The 14690-nt window shown below is 68.8% G+C and carries 23 protein-coding genes; 5 read left to right on the forward strand and 18 right to left on the reverse strand.

The annotated features are described in order from the left end of the window. Nucleotides 1–71: 71 nt before the first annotated feature. From ACFV3E_RS24590 to ACFV3E_RS24625, 8 genes are all read right to left on the reverse strand, one after another. Nucleotides 72–1418 carry a phage major capsid protein gene (locus ACFV3E_RS24590; protein ID WP_500536587.1) on the reverse strand — a complete coding sequence of 449 codons (1347 nt, stop codon included), beginning with the start codon at nt 1416–1418 and terminating at the stop codon, nt 72–74. 11 nt (nt 1419–1429) lie between these two features. Further along, nucleotides 1430–2539: a head maturation protease, ClpP-related gene (locus ACFV3E_RS24595; protein WP_500536588.1), complete on the reverse strand. Its 1110-nt coding sequence runs from the start codon at nt 2537–2539 to the stop codon at nt 1430–1432. Next, complete coding sequence (locus ACFV3E_RS24600) at nt 2536–4203, reverse strand: phage portal protein (protein ID WP_500536589.1); 1668 nt, start codon at nt 4201–4203, stop codon at nt 2536–2538. Before ACFV3E_RS24600 ends, ACFV3E_RS24595 begins: the two co-directional genes overlap by 4 nt. An 18-nt stretch (nt 4204–4221) precedes the next feature. Continuing rightward, entirely contained in the window at nt 4222–4344 is a 123-nt protein-coding gene (locus ACFV3E_RS24605; protein ID WP_500536590.1) for a hypothetical protein, read from the reverse strand. A gap of 73 nt (nt 4345–4417) precedes the next feature. Then, entirely contained in the window at nt 4418–5818 is a 1401-nt protein-coding gene (locus ACFV3E_RS24610) for a phage terminase large subunit (protein WP_500536591.1), read from the reverse strand. After that, the gene (locus tag ACFV3E_RS24615; protein WP_500536592.1) at nt 5815–6333 is read right to left on the reverse strand and encodes a hypothetical protein; all 519 of its coding nucleotides are present in this window, start codon (nt 6331–6333) and stop codon (nt 5815–5817) included. The genes ACFV3E_RS24610 and ACFV3E_RS24615 overlap by 4 nt, the downstream gene beginning before the upstream one ends. Before the next feature lie 82 nt (nt 6334–6415). Beyond that, complete coding sequence (locus ACFV3E_RS24620) at nt 6416–6856, reverse strand: hypothetical protein (protein ID WP_500536593.1); 441 nt, start codon at nt 6854–6856, stop codon at nt 6416–6418. Between the two features lie 25 nt (nt 6857–6881). Continuing rightward, the gene (locus ACFV3E_RS24625) at nt 6882–7223 is read right to left on the reverse strand and encodes a DUF6011 domain-containing protein (protein WP_500536594.1); all 342 of its coding nucleotides are present in this window, start codon (nt 7221–7223) and stop codon (nt 6882–6884) included. A gap of 103 nt (nt 7224–7326) precedes the next feature. Here ACFV3E_RS24625 and ACFV3E_RS24630 point away from each other — a divergent pair, with 103 nt between their 5' ends. Genes ACFV3E_RS24630 through ACFV3E_RS24645 form a run of 4 tightly spaced genes read left to right on the forward strand, consistent with a single transcriptional unit; the run spans nt 7327 to nt 8352 of the window. After that, nucleotides 7327–7539 (forward strand): hypothetical protein, encoded by a 213-nt coding sequence (locus ACFV3E_RS24630; protein WP_500536595.1) that lies wholly within the window; start codon nt 7327–7329, stop codon nt 7537–7539. Continuing rightward, nucleotides 7536–7697 carry a hypothetical protein gene (locus ACFV3E_RS24635; protein ID WP_500536596.1) on the forward strand — a complete coding sequence of 54 codons (162 nt, stop codon included), beginning with the start codon at nt 7536–7538 and terminating at the stop codon, nt 7695–7697. The genes ACFV3E_RS24630 and ACFV3E_RS24635 overlap by 4 nt, the downstream gene beginning before the upstream one ends. Further along, nucleotides 7697–7930, forward strand: a complete 234-nt coding sequence (locus ACFV3E_RS24640; RefSeq protein ID WP_500536597.1) for a hypothetical protein — start codon at nt 7697–7699, stop codon at nt 7928–7930. Before ACFV3E_RS24635 ends, ACFV3E_RS24640 begins: the two co-directional genes overlap by 1 nt. Next, entirely contained in the window at nt 7927–8352 is a 426-nt protein-coding gene (locus ACFV3E_RS24645; protein ID WP_500536598.1) for a hypothetical protein, read from the forward strand. The genes ACFV3E_RS24640 and ACFV3E_RS24645 overlap by 4 nt, the downstream gene beginning before the upstream one ends. Nucleotides 8353–8411: 59 nt before the next feature. Here ACFV3E_RS24645 and ACFV3E_RS24650 read toward each other — a convergent pair whose 3' ends face one another. The 10 genes from ACFV3E_RS24650 to ACFV3E_RS24695 all read right to left on the reverse strand — a co-directional run bounded on the left by ACFV3E_RS24650 (nt 8412) and on the right by ACFV3E_RS24695 (nt 14158). Continuing rightward, on the reverse strand, nt 8412–8666 hold the full coding sequence (locus ACFV3E_RS24650) for a hypothetical protein (RefSeq protein ID WP_500536599.1): 255 nt from the start codon (nt 8664–8666) through the stop codon (nt 8412–8414). Between the two features lie 584 nt (nt 8667–9250). Next, a complete protein-coding gene (locus tag ACFV3E_RS24655) occupies nt 9251–9946 on the reverse strand; it encodes a hypothetical protein (protein WP_500536600.1) in 696 nt (231 codons plus the stop codon). A gap of 13 nt (nt 9947–9959) precedes the next feature. Continuing rightward, the gene (locus tag ACFV3E_RS24660; RefSeq protein WP_500536601.1) at nt 9960–10607 is read right to left on the reverse strand and encodes a hypothetical protein; all 648 of its coding nucleotides are present in this window, start codon (nt 10605–10607) and stop codon (nt 9960–9962) included. Beyond that, on the reverse strand, nt 10597–11388 hold the full coding sequence (locus tag ACFV3E_RS24665) for a TIGR04255 family protein (RefSeq protein WP_500536602.1): 792 nt from the start codon (nt 11386–11388) through the stop codon (nt 10597–10599). Before ACFV3E_RS24665 ends, ACFV3E_RS24660 begins: the two co-directional genes overlap by 11 nt. A 156-nt stretch (nt 11389–11544) precedes the next feature. Next, nucleotides 11545–12255 carry a hypothetical protein gene (locus ACFV3E_RS24670; protein ID WP_500536603.1) on the reverse strand — a complete coding sequence of 237 codons (711 nt, stop codon included), beginning with the start codon at nt 12253–12255 and terminating at the stop codon, nt 11545–11547. Between the two features lie 2 nt (nt 12256–12257). After that, the gene (locus tag ACFV3E_RS24675) at nt 12258–12710 is read right to left on the reverse strand and encodes a hypothetical protein (RefSeq protein ID WP_500536604.1); all 453 of its coding nucleotides are present in this window, start codon (nt 12708–12710) and stop codon (nt 12258–12260) included. A 5-nt stretch (nt 12711–12715) separates the two neighbouring features. Beyond that, the gene (locus tag ACFV3E_RS24680; RefSeq protein ID WP_500536605.1) at nt 12716–13210 is read right to left on the reverse strand and encodes a hypothetical protein; all 495 of its coding nucleotides are present in this window, start codon (nt 13208–13210) and stop codon (nt 12716–12718) included. Further along, nucleotides 13203–13664: a helix-turn-helix domain-containing protein gene (locus ACFV3E_RS24685; RefSeq protein ID WP_500536606.1), complete on the reverse strand. Its 462-nt coding sequence runs from the start codon at nt 13662–13664 to the stop codon at nt 13203–13205. The genes ACFV3E_RS24680 and ACFV3E_RS24685 overlap by 8 nt, the downstream gene beginning before the upstream one ends. A gap of 84 nt (nt 13665–13748) precedes the next feature. Continuing rightward, nucleotides 13749–13934 (reverse strand): hypothetical protein, encoded by a 186-nt coding sequence (locus ACFV3E_RS24690; RefSeq protein ID WP_500536607.1) that lies wholly within the window; start codon nt 13932–13934, stop codon nt 13749–13751. Then, the gene (locus ACFV3E_RS24695; RefSeq protein ID WP_500536608.1) at nt 13934–14158 is read right to left on the reverse strand and encodes a hypothetical protein; all 225 of its coding nucleotides are present in this window, start codon (nt 14156–14158) and stop codon (nt 13934–13936) included. The genes ACFV3E_RS24690 and ACFV3E_RS24695 overlap by 1 nt, the downstream gene beginning before the upstream one ends. Nucleotides 14159–14349: 191 nt before the next feature. On the opposite strand from ACFV3E_RS24695, the gene ACFV3E_RS24700 reads away from it, so the two are divergent. After that, nucleotides 14350–14625 (forward strand): hypothetical protein, encoded by a 276-nt coding sequence (locus tag ACFV3E_RS24700; RefSeq protein WP_500536609.1) that lies wholly within the window; start codon nt 14350–14352, stop codon nt 14623–14625. Nucleotides 14626–14690 lie beyond the last annotated feature (65 nt).

Raw genomic sequence — 14690 nt, forward strand, 5'->3', positions numbered from 1 at the left:
CTTACGGGGGTTGATTGCCGTTTCGGAGCAAGCCCGGCCAGGGGTGTCACTGCCCGGCCGGGCCGGCAGCGTCAGCGGGTCTGGACCTTCACGAACGGGGACAGGGTGTTGGCGCCCTTGCGGGGGGTGATCGCCGACTTGATCCACGGCTGGCCGTCGACGCGCTCGATGACACGCATGGCGGTCTTGTCGTTGCCGAACTTGAACTCGGTCGACGTGGCCGACTGCATGGCCTGCCGGTCACCGATGAGGTAGTAGCCGAAGTCGACGAAGTTGATGTCGCCCGCAGTACCGACGGAGGAGACCTTCTCGGTCCACACGACCGGACGGCCGAGGATCGTGACGGGCGGGGCGCCGGCGCCGTCGCCGTTGCCGATCCACACCGCGGACCCGCCGGTGCCCACAGACAGGGCCATGGTGGCCAGCTCGGGGAAGGTGTCGATGTGCGCCACCCACACCGCGCGCCCGATGGAGGCCGGCAGCATGCGGCTGTAGCACTTGACGATGTTCTCCCACAGCAGCGTGGACGCGGCCTGGCCAGACTCCTTGTTGACGGTGATCGCAGCCTCGGCGTTGAGGTAGCCCTTGGGCATGCCGACGCCGTTGCCGTCGGTGAACGCCACGTCCTCGAACCAGGCCAGCGCCTCGGGGTAGGACTCGGACATGAACTGCTCGAGCGAGATGATGCTGTCCTGGAACAGCTCGTTGGGGATCTCGCTGTAGAGGGTGAGCTTTTTCGCGATCAGCTCGATGCGGCCGAACTTCGGGGAGCTGTCGGTGAGCGCACCGCCCTCTTCGGTCCAGTAGCCGACGATGCCGCCATGCACGCTGGACGCGTTGCTGGTGGAGTCGATCATCGGGTAGGGGACGGTGAGGGACTCCATCGGCACCACGCGGGCGCGGGAGCGGACGACGGACTGCTCCAGCGAGACGCGCAGCAGCTCCGAGCGCAGGAACTCGGGGATCAAGAATCCGCCGTCGGACGGGACGGTCGACCCGAACGCGTTCTGCAGCTTCTTGATGTCCGAGCGCGCGGCGAGGGACTCCTGGGTGTTGTTGCCCTGCCAGGTCAGCGACAGGTAGTCACCCCAGTTGGCGTACGACTGGTCGAGGACCGCGCCCGGCGCCTTCGGGTTGTAGTGCTTCGTTCGCGCTACCGGCTGCGCGTTGGGGTCGAGGTTGAGCCGGTTGATGCGGTCCAGGGTCTTGTCGTTGCGGAGGATGTCCGCCCACTGGCGCTGGGTCTCCTCGCGGATCTGCGCCTCGATCGTCGGGTCGCTCTTGGCCTGCGCCTGGGCGTAGCCGGTGATGAAGTCCTTGAGCGTGTCCTTGTCCTTGACGATGTGCCGCAGCGTCGCGGTGTCGCCGAGCGCCTCAGCCAGCTCGTCGGCGTCGCGCGGGATGGTGGGTGTTGCCACAGGTGCCTCCTTCAGGCGTCCGTCGCCGCGCTGGACGACGCTGTGCTGTCGGTCAGATGGGCTACGAGCTCGGACCAGTGGCCGTGCTCGGGTTCGGTGAGGTGCGCGACCATGGCGTCCCAGGTGAGGTCGTCGTCGGCAACGCCCTGAAGGGCCGGGGGCTGAATGGCCTGTCCTTCAGGCAGGTCGACCAGCTCGGGGCCGTGCTCTCCACGCACCTCGACTTCGCCTTCGGCGGCAGCCTCGGCAGGCTTCTGGCGGATCAGGTTTCGCAGGGGGTCGATCAGCTGCTCGGCAACGGCCTTGCCGTCGATGTGCACCTGAACGTTGATGGCCGGCTGCTGCGCGTCGCCCTTCGGGTCCGGCTGCTGCGGGCCACCGGTGTAGCCGTACGCCTTGAGGTCGAAGGACTTCCGCATCTCCGGGGCGTCGGCGCCCTTGGTGGACTGTGCGACCTCGTCCGCGAGCCCCGCGTCGACGGCCTCCTGCGCCAGGTACCAGGACTCGGCGCGCATCGCGGCCCGCCACTCGTCCCGGGTGCCCCCAGCCTGCGAGGCGTAGACGTCGGCGATGTTGTCGCTGAGCTTGTCCAGGAGGTCGGCCATCTCCTGCATCTCGGCGGCGTTGCCCATGCACAGCCCGGACGCGTCGTGGATCATCAGCGTCGACTGGGGCATCATCACCAGCCGGTCACCGGCCATCGCAATGACGGAAGCGATCGACGCGGCGATGCCGTCGACCTGGACGGTGACGTTCGCCGGGTGGTTGCGGATCGCGTTAGCGATCGCGATGCCCTCAAAGACGCTGCCGCCAGGGCTGTTGATGCGGAGCTTCAGGTTCGGGGCGGTGATGCCGCGCAGGTCCGCGATGAAATCGTCCGCTGTCGACCCGTACCAGCCGCCGATCTCGTCGTAGATCAGCATCTCGGGTTCGTCGTCACCGGACGCCGCGTTCACGATGCGGTACCAGGACCGGTTGGGTCCATCGCCCCCGGACGCTTCGGTGGCAGGTGGGGGCCCGGCGGTGACGCCCGCGGCGAGGAGCCGGGACGCGGTCGAACTGGCGGCGGCCATGTGCTGGGCGGCGGCGAGGAAGTCCCGCCGCGTGTGACGGGCGCTCACTCGTCGTCCTCCTTCGTCTTGCGCCGCTTGACGACTTTGCAGCGGCAGTCGTTGCCGTACTCCGCGCCAACGCAGTGCACGTAGCCGGACCCGCCGGGGTAGTCCTTGTAGGCGTCCCGCCGGTTCCGGTAGACCTTGCCGTCGTTGTCGGCGCAGGGCTCGCAGGTGTTGTCGTCGATCTCAGCGACGGCTTCCCACCGCATGGCGTCCTCGACGTCGGGCAGTTCGGCATCGTCGCCGACCAGGCCGGAGATGACGTCACCCCACTCGACGTCCACGTCGGTAGACGTAGACGTGACGGGCAGAGAAAGTCGTGCCTGCGGCCGCTGAGCCTGCGCCAGGGAGGCCGCAGCACCGTCGGGCAGCTCGAACCCGAGCATCGGCAGGATCATTGGCGCTAGCAGCGGAGCACGGGTCACTAGTTTGATGAGGAGTTCCCGGTCAGGGTCGGCGTCCGGCTGGCCGAAGGGGATCTCGGGCAGGCCCACGGCTTCCAGTGCAGCCGGGCCGTAGGCGCCGGCCTCGACCAGGTCCCGCAGCGCGGCCGAGCGGGAGGCGAGGAGCTTGCCCTCCAGCTCAGCGTCCTCGGGCACGGGGTTGTCGAAGTCGAACTCCAGGCCCTCGCCGGCGCGCCCGTACATGGGCAGCAGCCGGGTGTTGAGGGCCTCGCGGGTGCGGATGAGGCGGGTCTTGACGAGCCAGCGCGCGAACACGGCGTCGGCCGCGTCGGCGTTCGCGCGGTTGACGTCGTCGACGGCGCCGAGCAGCGGCTTGGGGAACCCGAACGCTTCGCGCACCATCTCGCGGGAGGCGATGCGCAGCTCGGCGAACTGCATGTCGCGCATCGTGTACTTGCGGTCGACCCACTTCAGGCCGTTCTCCAGGACGCCGACACGGTGGGCGTTGTTCACGCCGCGGTGCTGCTCTGCCCAGCGGGTGCGGAACTCCTCGAACTCGCCGTCGTCCAGGCGGCGGTCGACCTCGACGATGCCGCCCGGCTCGGCGCTGTTGCGGAAGAACGCGGCGTTCCACTCGGCGGAGGCCCGGTTAGCGTCGAGGTCGATGAGGATCGTCTGCACCGCGCCCATGCCCCGGTACGGGTCCAGCGGGTTGGGGCGGCGCCGGAAGATGACCTGCTCTCGGCCCAAGGGCACGCGCTCCCCGGACGGCCCGCGGTAGACGTACCCGGACAGGAAGTCCTCAGGGTGCGGCACAGGCTCCATGCGGTCAGGGCGAGCGAACCACAGCTCAAGCGGGATATCGGCTCGCTCGTGCATGGCGACGACCCACCACTGCTCGCCGGTGAGCTCCTCATGCTGCTGCGTGGCCTCGCGGAACTCCGGGCCCGTCATGAAGGGGTTCGGTTTGTTCCACAGGTCCAGGGCTGCGTGGGAGGTTACCTCGACGCGGTCCTCGTCCTTGCCCGATTTGGCGCTGCGGTACAGGTGCCAGTCGACTTGGGAGTAGGCGGTGATGAGCCGGTCGACGATGGCGTACAGCGTGCTGTTACCGCCGAGGGCGCGCATCTGCGCTTCCTGCCCGGCGGGGTGGGCGAGGGGGAAGGCTCCGCCGGCGCGGGAGCTGGCGGCCGCGTAGGGGACGGGGGTGCGGTTGAGGACGGTGGCGATGCTCTGGCCGAGGGAGCCGAGGAGGGACCTGCCCACTTCCCCGCCTCCCTCCGGTCAGTCGCCCTTGGCGAGGTGCCAGTCGAGGACGACGGCGAGGACGCCGGCCACAACCAGACCGAGCCATAGGCCAACGCGCATGCCCAGCCCAATCGAGATCAGTGTAAATCCTGCTGTCAAGACGAGTCCCGACCGAAAAGTTTTCAGCCTGGGGAGGGTAATACGGCGCATCGTTGTAAATCCTTCCGTTCGGTCAGACCCAGCGCAGCCGCGGCCGGCCGCCCAGATCCCGCTCCGCCACCACATAGCGCATGCAGTCACAGCCGTGGTCGTTCTCCTTCAGCGGCTGCTCTTTCGGCGGCTTCTCGTCCGCCTGGGCCTTCGCCGTGCCCTTGTCCCACACATAGCCGACGATCTCCTCCACCGTGCACGTCGGCCGCTTCGAGGCCTCCAGCGCCTTGTCCTTCTCCACCAGCGAGTCCCGCAGGATGTACAGGCGGGGCTTGCCATCGTCGGCCAGCTTGAGGCGGGTCTGCCCGGCCTGCAGCCCATCGGACACGCTCTTCTTTGCGGGCACGGTCGACATGCCCAAGTGCTTCTGCAAGGTCGCCCGGTCCTCCGCGTCGTGGTCGCAGATGATCGCGCGAGGCTTCGGCTCGGTCCACTCCAGGCGGCAGGCCTCACACGTGTGGCAGTCGTGGCCGCGGGCCTTGGACTTGCAGCAGTCGGCGCAGCGCCTCACCTCGCGCAGGATGGCCTTGGCGTGGTCCTCGACCAGGCGCTTGGTGCAGTAGATCTCCCGGTACAGGTACAGGCGGCCGTCGGGGTCTTCGGCCCAGCACTGCAACACGAAGGGATTGGTGTAGCCGAAGTCGACGGACCACCAGCGGGTCCAGGAGTCGGGGATGTCGAACCGGTCGAGGAGGTGCTTGGCTTCGTCCCAGCCCTCGTAGATCAGGCCCTCCGCAGCGACCCACTGGCCGTGTCGCAGCCGCTGCTTGCGAACCCCGGTGAGCCGGTCGAGGGTGCCGATGTACGCCTGGCCCTCCAAGGTGAGGGCGCCGTCCGGGCGGAAGAGCCTTGGGTTGTCCTCGTGCCGGCAGTGCAGCATCCTCGTGGCGCCCTTGTCGCAGCGCTGCTTCAGCCAGTGGGTGGGGATGTCGGGGTTGCAGTCGGCCATGAGCTGCTGGAAGCTCACCTTGCCGTTTCGGAGGCGGGTGGTGATGTTCTCCCAGTCGGTGGTGGTGAGTTCGATGGCTTCCTGGACGTAGGCCACGTCGTACTCCGAGGACATGATCTTTGTGGGCTTGTCCATCCCGCCGATCATGATCCGGCTGCCGTTGGTGTACCGGTACTGCGGCGGCTCCTCAGCCGAACCCCCGTAGAACTGCACCAGTCCTGTCGCCAGCGCCTCCTTCGCGACGTGCTCCCGCCACGTCACCAGCGCCGTCGACCCCAGTGACTCGCGGGTCTTCCGCACGATCAGACCGCGCATCCCCCCGTTGACGAGCGCCATGGTGTGCAGCTTCTCCAGGCACGCCCGGGACTTGCCCGTGCCGGCCGGACCAGACAGCAGCACCTCAGGCTCACGGCAGTCGAACAACGCCCGCGCCGCACCGCGCGGCTCGTAGACGTGCTCGACCACCGCTGTCACTTCAGCTGCTCCACGTCCACGCCGACCACGTTGTACTTGACCTCGCCGCCAAGGTGGACCTGCTGCGGGGCGTTGAGGCCGTCGAGCGCGGCGAGGCGTTCGGTGATGCGGACCATGCGGTCGATGGCCTGGAGCTTCGGCGCGTCGTCCAGGAGCGGCTCGTCCTTGCCGGTGTCCGGGTCCTTGACCGTGATGACCTTGCCGTGGGAGACGGTGACGTGGTCTCGGTCGGCGACCTCGGCGGCCCGCTCGTAGAGGTACTCCAGGCGTGAGCGGAGCTTGTCGCGGGCCTCTTTGGCGGGTTCTTCGATGATCGCCCGCATGGCGTTCTGGACGTCGTCGTACGCGGTGCGCAGGTCGCACTTGAGCTCTTTGGCGATGCGGCGGTAGCTGTAGCCGCGATTGAAGAGGTCGCAGGCTTTGGCTTCGCGTTCGGCGGTCTCGGTGGTGCGCCGGAACTTGCCGCTGCCGTCGCGGACCTGGCCGCTGTCGCTGGCTTCGTTACCGGTAGTCATGGTGTGATGGTAATGGCGATGGCAAGGTGGAGGGCCCGTCCCGGGCGGTCGGGGCGGGCCCTTAGTCGTGCGGCGGCGCGGGTCAGACGGGGTCTTCCCAGCTCTTGGCGACGTCGCAGGCGCGACGCATCGCGGACGCCAAAGGCAAGCGCTGCTCCGGCGGTAGCACGATGGCCGTCCTCACCTCGCGGCGCGGCTCGTAGTGGACTTCGCTCACCTCGATGTACAGACCGCCGCCCTCGGTGGGCGTGATCACGATCTCGTCCCACAAGCCGTTGATGTACTCGTAGCCGGTGCTGGTGTCGATCGCGTGGAGCACGCTGGCCATGTAGGTGGTGGTGACGCCGACCTCGGCAGCGCGGGTCTTGTCGGCGGTGACGCGGACGTAGACCTCGCCGTAGCCGGGGGCTTCACGAAGGCCAGCGGGGATGACAGTGAGGGTGGCTCCGTCGGCGGCCGTGTACTGCCAGGGCTGGGGAGTGAGGTCGCCGATGACGGCGTTGATGGCGTCGCGGAAGTCCATGGTGCTCCTTGCTCGGGTCGGTCGGTCAGGCGGCGAGCAGTAGGCGCGCGGCCAGCTGGTGGTAGCAGCGGGAGCCCTTCAGGCCGGCGGGGCAGGTGCAGCCGGTGGGGGCGGTGCGGTAGGTCTCGGTGCCGTCGGTGGAGACGGCGATGAAGACCACCGAGCGGAGGGGGATGATCGCGCCGTCGGCGATGAGCTCTCGGGCGGAGGCGACCTGGTGGGGCTTGAAGTCGGCGGTGTCGGCTGCGGCGTGGCGGATCTTGGCGGCGCAGGTGGGGCCGTAGCCGGCGGCGCAGGACTTGGCGCTGGTGAGGGTGCGGCCGCAGCGGAGGCAGTTGGTGTGCTGTGTGGTGGCTGCGGCGTTCATCGGACCCCCTCTGCGGTGCCATCCGACCTGTTCGCGGGTGGCTTGCCACCTCCAATATGGCACACCCTTTGACGGGTGGCAAGCCACCTGGGAGCATTGCCTCATGGCCAGTCAGCACAAGCACAAGCAGCGCGTCATCCGCGGGGCAGACGACCAACTCTGGGAAGAGCTCGACGCCGTCACACAGGCCGCCGGCACCGACCGATCAGCCGTCACCCGCCAGTTCTGGGAGTGGTACGTCGGCCGCCCCGACGCCACGCTGCCCGAGCGCCCGACCAGCCCCTGGGACCAGCCCAACGCCGGCAGCCCAAGATGAGCGGCATCCCCGAGGAGCACACGTTCTTCTGGGTGATCGTCAGCGTTGGAGTGCCCGCCTACATGTTCTACGTCGGCGGCGCATGGGCCGACGCAGGCATCTGGGTCCTGGGTGCTGTCGTGGTCGGCTGGATCGCCTACTTCTCCCGGCCGACCTGATGCCGAACCTGGACCGCTCCGTCCCCTGCGACTGCGGCCACCCGCACCCCGAACAGGACGTCGGCCACCGGCTCGTCTGCGCCATGCTGGACGGCCGTCTCGCACACCTCAGCCACGAGGACCGCGCCCACATCGACGCCGTCATGGACGGGCTGGAGGGTCTTGCGCGCGACGACCACACCGGAGTAGTGAAGATCCCGCTACGCAGCACGTGGGAAGGACAGGACCAGTGACCGACGAAGAACGGCCGCGCCGCGCCACCTTCGAAGAGTGCCCCGACTGTCACGCCGGCCCGAGCGACGGCGACGCCCGCGTCATCATGGCCGGGCGCAGCGGCGTTACCGAGACCTGGCACACGGCCGAGTGCCCAGGACATCTCGTCCAGCGCATCCTCATAGAAGACGGCGTCCAGCGGATGAAGGAGCGTGAGGCGCGGGCGACGCTCGAGTTCCCGGCTGCACACGAGCGGCTGAAGACAGCGGCCCACCGCGCAAAGAACGCCCCCCCGACAGCGGCCGGGTTCGTCGCCGCGTTCAGCGAGCTCGTGCAGAACCACGCCAACGGCCGGGGCGGGTGCTACAGCGTGGCTGACTGGGTGGACCTGATCAACAAGCACATCGCGCCACCAGCCGAGGGACCGCCTCCCGGCTCCTGACTCCGGCAGCACTGCGGCCCCGGATCCGGAACGTCCGGACCGGGGCCGCGCCGTATCCGCTACTCCCCCAGCACCTGCCGGCGCGCCGCGTCGGCCTTCCGGTTCAAAGCCCGCGTCATCTTGATGGTGATGTAAGTGGAGGCGATGCCGAGCACCACCAGCAGGACCTGGGTGATGACACTGACCACAGCGACGTTGCGCGTCGCGTTGGTGATGATCAGCCAGATGACACCGCCGGACAGCCACGCCGCCCAGATCTGGCGCTTCTCGCGGCTGACGGCGCGCTGTATGTCGCTGTAGGTGGGCTCGGGCATCGCGGGTCCCCCGGTTCGTTGGTGCGGTGAGGGCCATAATGCGCCGCTGTGTGGGAGTTGTGCAGGGCCGTGACGCAACGGTGACCCGCCCGGGCAGCACGACGACGGCGAACGTCACCGGGAGATCCGTGCACAGGGGTGGCCAGGGCGACGGATAGCGATCTACGTGCTGGTGGGCGGGCCGGCGAGTCCCCTCCCCGTCGGTCGGCGTCCAGGCCCTCGGGGGCGAGGTGCCGGCGGCCGACCCAGGAGCGGATGGTGCGCTCTGTGACGGCTGCGACGCGGTCGGCTCGGGGGTGGCCCTCGGTGAGCATGCGGCGGACCTGGTTGGCTTAGGCGGCGGCCTGTTGGGCGGTGTACCAGGTGTCGATGGTGCACCTCCCTGGACATACGAAAGCCCCCGGCGGGCGGGGGCTCGATCTGGATTCGGGCACACGTGTAGCGACTTATGCGCTACCGCGCGCGATCTTGTCCAGTGGCCTGCTGTCAGCCGACGAGATGACCGATGTCCCCGCTACCGATGGGAAGCGGGGACATCGTGGTTCCCTGGCGCGTCTTGCGGCGTGGCCCGGTGTCGTTGCGGATCAGGGCCGTTGCTGCGTGCGCAGCTCCCTGAGCCGGTCGTACATCTGCTTACGCACGGTGCTGCGCTGCTGCGGGTCCGCTAGGAGCTCGCGCCGCCGACGGTCGCCGACCTTTTCGCCGAGCCAGGCGGCGCACTCGGCGACTGCTTCGTCCGCCTTGACGTCTTGGTCTTCGCGTTCCAGGCACCAGTCCTCAATGAGGTCGGCCTCTTCGTAGACGCCGAGGTTGGCTTCATGGAACTTGTGTGTCTCGACGGTGACGCGACTGAAGTGCTTGACCCGGCGCTGCAGCAGCAGGTTGATGCCGTAGGGGTGGAGGCAGGCTATGCGGGTGCCGGCGGACAGTTGTTCGGGCGAGACGTGGTAGCAGGCGTCGAAGAAGGCCGCACACGGGTTGGCCTTGCCGTCGGCGCCGGGGAAGGGGGCGGGCAGCCACATGCGGTTGTAGCAGCCGCTCCAGGTGTCCTTGGGCGTACGCCGTACCTCGGCGACCAGAAGCCGTGAGGTGAGGGTCACACCATCCGTGCGGAGCGAGCAGGGGTGGTCGAGGATCATGACGGTCCGGCGGGTGGCCGTGCCGTCGGTGTCGAGCACGGCCACATTCTCGAACACGTCGCCGGTCAGGTACAGCCGGTCCGGGTTCACTTCTTCGCCGAGGGCTCGGTAGAGCTCCTCCGGGTCCTCAGGCTTTTCCATGTTGTGCGGCACTTCACCTGTCCTTGGGGCGGATGGACATCTCGCCGTCGCTGTCGAGATACACCTCGAAGTCAGAACGGAAGCGCTCGCGCCAGTCCGGGTCGTAGTCGTTCAGGATCTGCTCGGTGTCGCTGTGACCGTTGGCATGCTCCAGGACCAGGTCACGGCGGCCGGCGGCCCACAGGTCAATCGGAGTGACCGGCACGTCGGTGTAGATCGGCATCTCGAACCAGGACGCGACTTCCTGGATGAGGTACTTCTCGGTGATCAGATCGCACATGGCCAGCAGACTGGCGAGCCCGCGGCGGTTGCCACCGGTCACGCCTCCAGCCCGGCGCCACTTCTGCACTGCGGGCACGCTCACTCCTATGAGGCGAGCGACGTCACGCCAGGCGAACCCAAGGCCTGCGATCTCCTCCAGCAAGGCCTTCGGGGCCAGCTTGCCACGCTCGTTCGTGCGGTGCTGCCAGTCGATGAACAGGGCCTGCTGGTGCAGCTCCGTGGTGGACTTCGCCACCTCTTTGCCGGAAGAACGCAGCGAACCGGTCGCGTTGGTCAGCTCACCGAGCTGATAGGCGACAGTCGTCTGGGGCTCGGCCAGCTGCTTCAGGACGGCGGTAGGCGCAGTCGAGGCGGCAGGGCGCTGTGGGTCATTGGTCATGACGAATGAGCTCCCGGTACTCGGCGGTGATGAGTTGCTCGAAAAGCTGCTGTGCGCTGAGGGCAGCGGCGTCGTACCGATCCGCAGTGTCGCTCCAGACTAGAGGCGGCGTCTCTCCGCTGGGAGTCCAGTAGCTGTCCAGGTCCAGCAGATAGAAGGGCCCAGGGTCCGGGGTGGTGCTGCGCCTGAGGTCACCGGTCGGATCGACTGCGTAACCTCCCTCAAGGTTGCCGTGCCGCAGGGCCACCCCGGTCTCAGGGCTCCCAAAGATGGCCAGTCCTTGCCAAGACAGGGCTTGTGCGTCGGCGCCGGCCTGCATCGATGCGACACTGGTCAGGGCCGGGGCGATCCACCTTGACCAGTCGGCGGGGCCGTCAATATCGCCGCGGATCTCGTTGATGTAGCGGACCCCGAGACGGGTGACGCCATCTACGGGCGCCACGGCCTGGCGTGCTTCGACTGCAAGGTGCAGGAGCTCGCGCAGGACGCTTCGCCTCTCATATCGGGTGGTCTCCACCACGATGGCGTCGCGGCGGTAGGTCACGGACGCGGTGTTGTCGCGCGTGACGAACCGGGGATCAACGCTCTGCTCCTGCGCTGCGCCGGCGGGCGTGATGGTGACGTTCATTCTCTGGTGGGGCCGGAACAGCGGAAAACGGCTGACCAGCTTGGCTTTCAACGACGCTTGATCGGACTCGCTGAGTGCGCTGGTGGCAGTGTGGCTTAGTTGGACGACGGTAAGGGCCAAAGGCGGGTTTGGGTAGATTTCACGGTTCCCCATACCGTCCAACCTACCCACTAGAAACCGAAACAACAACCTGGATGATAACCGGTGTGGTGTGCTGACTGCCGCCGCGCGCGGCGGCTGCCAGGGCACAACGAGACCCCGCCGCATGAGGTCGGCGGGGCCCTCGTCTGAGTGTGACACCTAGGTCTGTCAGCGCCTGGCGGCGACCTTGTAGCGGCGGGTATCGCCGGGGTGCCGGGTGATCACGCCCCCCTCTCCGACCTTCTCCCGCACCACGTTGTTGCCGTTGTTGTTGCCGCCCTCACCTGCGGCAACAACGCTCTCAGGGACACCCTCCCGCTCGGGGGGAGTGGCCGGTGGGACGTCGGCCCGGTGCACACCCTCACGGACACCCCCACCGGGCACCCTCACGCCATCCCTCACGCGGATGCCCACGCGGGTGACGAGGGCGCGCGCGTCACGGGTCTCCCAGCGGCGGCCGCCGGAGGCCTTTGTGAGGGCCCGGGCGAGGGTGGCGAGGTGGACTCCCCCCTCGGGGCCCAGGAGCTGCCGGAGGTACTCGGCCGTCTCGTCGCGCGTGAGGTCGGGGAGCGGCTCCGGCTCGGCCGGTGTCGCATCCTCCGCCTCCTCGTCGCCCTCCTCCTGGTCGCCGCTGTCGCTGTCCTCGTCGCCGTCCGTCTCGGTGTCGCGCGACGGCTTGGCCAACCCGAGTGCGACAGCTGCGACGACCCATGCGACAGCGAGACAACCGAGGATGAGCCACGTGTGCGACAGGCCCTTGATGAACAGGGCAGCGAGCACTACTCCCCCGAGACGGGTGAGCCACCCGTGCGACACCCAGTCCCAGAAGGCGGCGGTGAGACGGCCAGAGCCCTTCGCGACAGCAATCCAGACGCGCATGGTCAGCTCCCCAGCATCATCAGGACGCCGGCGGCCATCTCCGTGGGCGCGGCCCAGATCGTGCCGTCCCCCGCGGTCGGCCAGACGCAGGCAGCGATGATCCCGAGGATCGCCCCGTACGCGGGGGTGAGCTTGGCCATGAGCATGAGGATCAGCAGGATCAGGCAGACGGCGCCGACGCCAACGTTGCCGAAGATGCCGTCTCCCCCGGTGCCGACCCCGAGCCCGGTGAGGCCCTGCGCGGTGAACTGCTGGGGCTTGGCGAACAGGTTCCCGGCGGCAATGAAGGCGGTCCCGGCGAGGAAGCCGACGATGACGGCGGGGTTCTCCTTGAGCTTGACGCGGCCCTTGCCGCGGACGCCGAGGACGAGGGCGAAGGTGGAGGCGAGGGCGATACCGCCGGCACCGAGGGCTCCGAAGGCTGCGCCGTTGGCGGATGCGGCGAGGGTGTGCACGGTGGTCAGGACCTTCCGGTGGTGTGGAGGGCGAGAGCAAGCGCGGCGGATGCCACGGGGATGCGCGCGACCCAGACGGCGACGGGGCGCAGCGCGTCATTGACGCGGAGGCCGCGGACGTAGACGGCGGGGATCGCGGTGACGATGACCAGGCCAACGCCGAAGGCGAGCCCGCCGCGCAGGCCTGCGCCGTTTATGGCCGCGGCCATGGCCGGCTCCAAGCCGAGAGTCCACCCGGCGAAGGCGGCGCCGCCGTTGTAGACCAGCCACATGGGGTGGACGCGTCGGCGGACGCGCGCCCGGGCGGGTGGGGTCTTGGGCTGGGCGATGGTGATCAGGATGCCGCCCTGGTCGATGGTGACGGGGGCCTGCTCCGGCTGCTCGGGGTCACTCCCCCGGCGCTTGAGCCGGTACCAGGGCTCGGCAGCGGGCTGGTCGTCCTGCTCCTGGTCGTCGTCGGCGTACAGCCGGTCCCACCAGTCGTCGCGGGTGTCAGGCACAGGGCTGCTCCTTGATGGACTGGCGGGCTCTGTCGGGCGCGGGCGCGTCGTCGGCGCCGGCATAGCTGACGCCGAGGATGTGGGGCGCGGTGCCGTCGGGTACGGCGTCGTAGTCCCATGCGTGGCGGTAGGCGTTGGCGAGCAGTCGCACGGCGAGCGCGACAGCGTCGGCGGTGGTGTGGCCGGCAGCGTGGAGGACGGCGAGGTGCTGGGTCGTCTCGTCGTCGAGGGCGAGCCACTCCCCTGGTGTCGCGCGGGGTGTCTCGTCAACTGCGACGGTGGCGCGCGCCGGCGTCGCGTGTGTCGCGGTTGTCGCGGCGGGCTGTCGCGCGACGCCGAGATCGCGTCGCACGGTGTCCTTGCTGACGTTGAGACGCTCGGCGATCTGTCGCAGCGACAGGCCCTCGTCGCGCGACAGGCGGCGCACCTCGGCGCGACGGGTGTCGACGTCCACGGGGGGTGTCTCCTGACGTGTTGCGGCCGGGCCCGCGGCGTGGGGGTGGAACCGCGGACCCGGCCTGTCTCGGGGGGTGGGGGGTCAGTAGCCGCCGAGGCGGCGCCACTCGCCGTCCTCCCACGCCTGGCCCTTGCGGGCTGAGGTGCGGGCGGAGTCGCGGCCAGCGCGCTCGATGTCCTTGCGGGTCTTGCGGTCGCTGGCGGACTCGCGGCCCTGGTACTTCTTCGCGAGCTCGCGGTCGTTGCCGCCTCGCAGCCAGTCGAACATCAGCGGTGCCCGTGGATCTGGTTGTCCAGGACCTCGCGGACGTGGCCGGCGGCGGCGTAGTCGCGGGCGCAGTCGGCGACGGTGTAGTGGCCGATGACGCTGCTGGGCTGCGGTGGCGCGGGCGGCGGCGGGTTCTTCACGACGTCCGGGATCGCGGGGGCGTCGTTGCCCTTCTGGGGCGCGGTGCTGGGCTGCGCCAGGGCGCGGTCGGTACGCTCTTGCATTGGATCTCCGGTCGCTTCACGGGTGTACGGAGGTCTGGCCCTCGTCCCGATTGCTGCCAGGCGCCGGGACGAGGGCCGCTTGCGTTAGGAGCGCGCGGGCTCCCTTCCAAGACTGTAGGGGAACCCCCTACAGTTTGGGAAGCGGCCCGCCCACAGAGAGGGGCTGCGGAGTGAGCGAGGAGGCACAACGGGTGTTCGACGCCATCGACGCGCTGGAACAGATCAACGACCCGGCGGAGAGGGCGCGGGCGCTCAGCGAGGTGTTGAAGGCGCTCCCCGGACAGAACAAGCGGCTGAAGGAGCAGCGGCAGGCTGCGGTGCAGGAGTTGCTTACGCGCCCGGGGGCTTCGTTGCGGTCTGTGGGTGCGGAGCTGGGGCTGAACTTCTCGACGGTGCAGGACATCGCGAAGGGCTACAGCGGGTCCGGCAGGAGTCGGCCGAAGAAGTCATCCCCCGTGGAGGAGTAGCCGTCGAGGCCGTCGAATCATCCTGTGCGAGAGCCCACCCGGCCGGGGCCCGGGCCTCGTGGGGA

The sequence above is a fragment of the Streptomyces sp. NPDC059718 genome (assembly GCF_042733315.1).
Classification (GTDB): domain Bacteria; phylum Actinomycetota; class Actinomycetes; order Streptomycetales; family Streptomycetaceae; genus Actinacidiphila.

What these genes read in the sequence shown, in the direction of transcription:
- ACFV3E_RS24665 (WP_500536602.1), bottom strand. Translation starts at nt 11,388, where the DNA reads ATGGGGAACCGTGAAATCTACCCAAACCCGCCTTTGGCCCTTACCGTC.
- ACFV3E_RS24640 (WP_500536597.1), top strand. Translation starts at nt 7,697, where the DNA reads ATGCCGAACCTGGACCGCTCCGTCCCCTGCGACTGCGGCCACCCGCAC.
- ACFV3E_RS24635 (WP_500536596.1), top strand. Translation starts at nt 7,536, where the DNA reads ATGAGCGGCATCCCCGAGGAGCACACGTTCTTCTGGGTGATCGTCAGC.
- ACFV3E_RS24620 (WP_500536593.1), bottom strand. Translation starts at nt 6,856, where the DNA reads ATGGACTTCCGCGACGCCATCAACGCCGTCATCGGCGACCTCACTCCC.
- ACFV3E_RS24655 (WP_500536600.1), bottom strand. Translation starts at nt 9,946, where the DNA reads ATGGAAAAGCCTGAGGACCCGGAGGAGCTCTACCGAGCCCTCGGCGAA.
- ACFV3E_RS24670 (WP_500536603.1), bottom strand. Translation starts at nt 12,255, where the DNA reads ATGCGCGTCTGGATTGCTGTCGCGAAGGGCTCTGGCCGTCTCACCGCC.
- ACFV3E_RS24615 (WP_500536592.1), bottom strand. Translation starts at nt 6,333, where the DNA reads ATGACTACCGGTAACGAAGCCAGCGACAGCGGCCAGGTCCGCGACGGC.
- ACFV3E_RS24630 (WP_500536595.1), top strand. Translation starts at nt 7,327, where the DNA reads ATGGCCAGTCAGCACAAGCACAAGCAGCGCGTCATCCGCGGGGCAGAC.
- ACFV3E_RS24650 (WP_500536599.1), bottom strand. Translation starts at nt 8,666, where the DNA reads ATGCCCGAGCCCACCTACAGCGACATACAGCGCGCCGTCAGCCGCGAG.
- ACFV3E_RS24660 (WP_500536601.1), bottom strand. Translation starts at nt 10,607, where the DNA reads ATGACCAATGACCCACAGCGCCCTGCCGCCTCGACTGCGCCTACCGCC.
- ACFV3E_RS24695 (WP_500536608.1), bottom strand. Translation starts at nt 14,158, where the DNA reads ATGCAAGAGCGTACCGACCGCGCCCTGGCGCAGCCCAGCACCGCGCCC.
- ACFV3E_RS24625 (WP_500536594.1), bottom strand. Translation starts at nt 7,223, where the DNA reads ATGAACGCCGCAGCCACCACACAGCACACCAACTGCCTCCGCTGCGGC.
- ACFV3E_RS24690 (WP_500536607.1), bottom strand. Translation starts at nt 13,934, where the DNA reads ATGTTCGACTGGCTGCGAGGCGGCAACGACCGCGAGCTCGCGAAGAAG.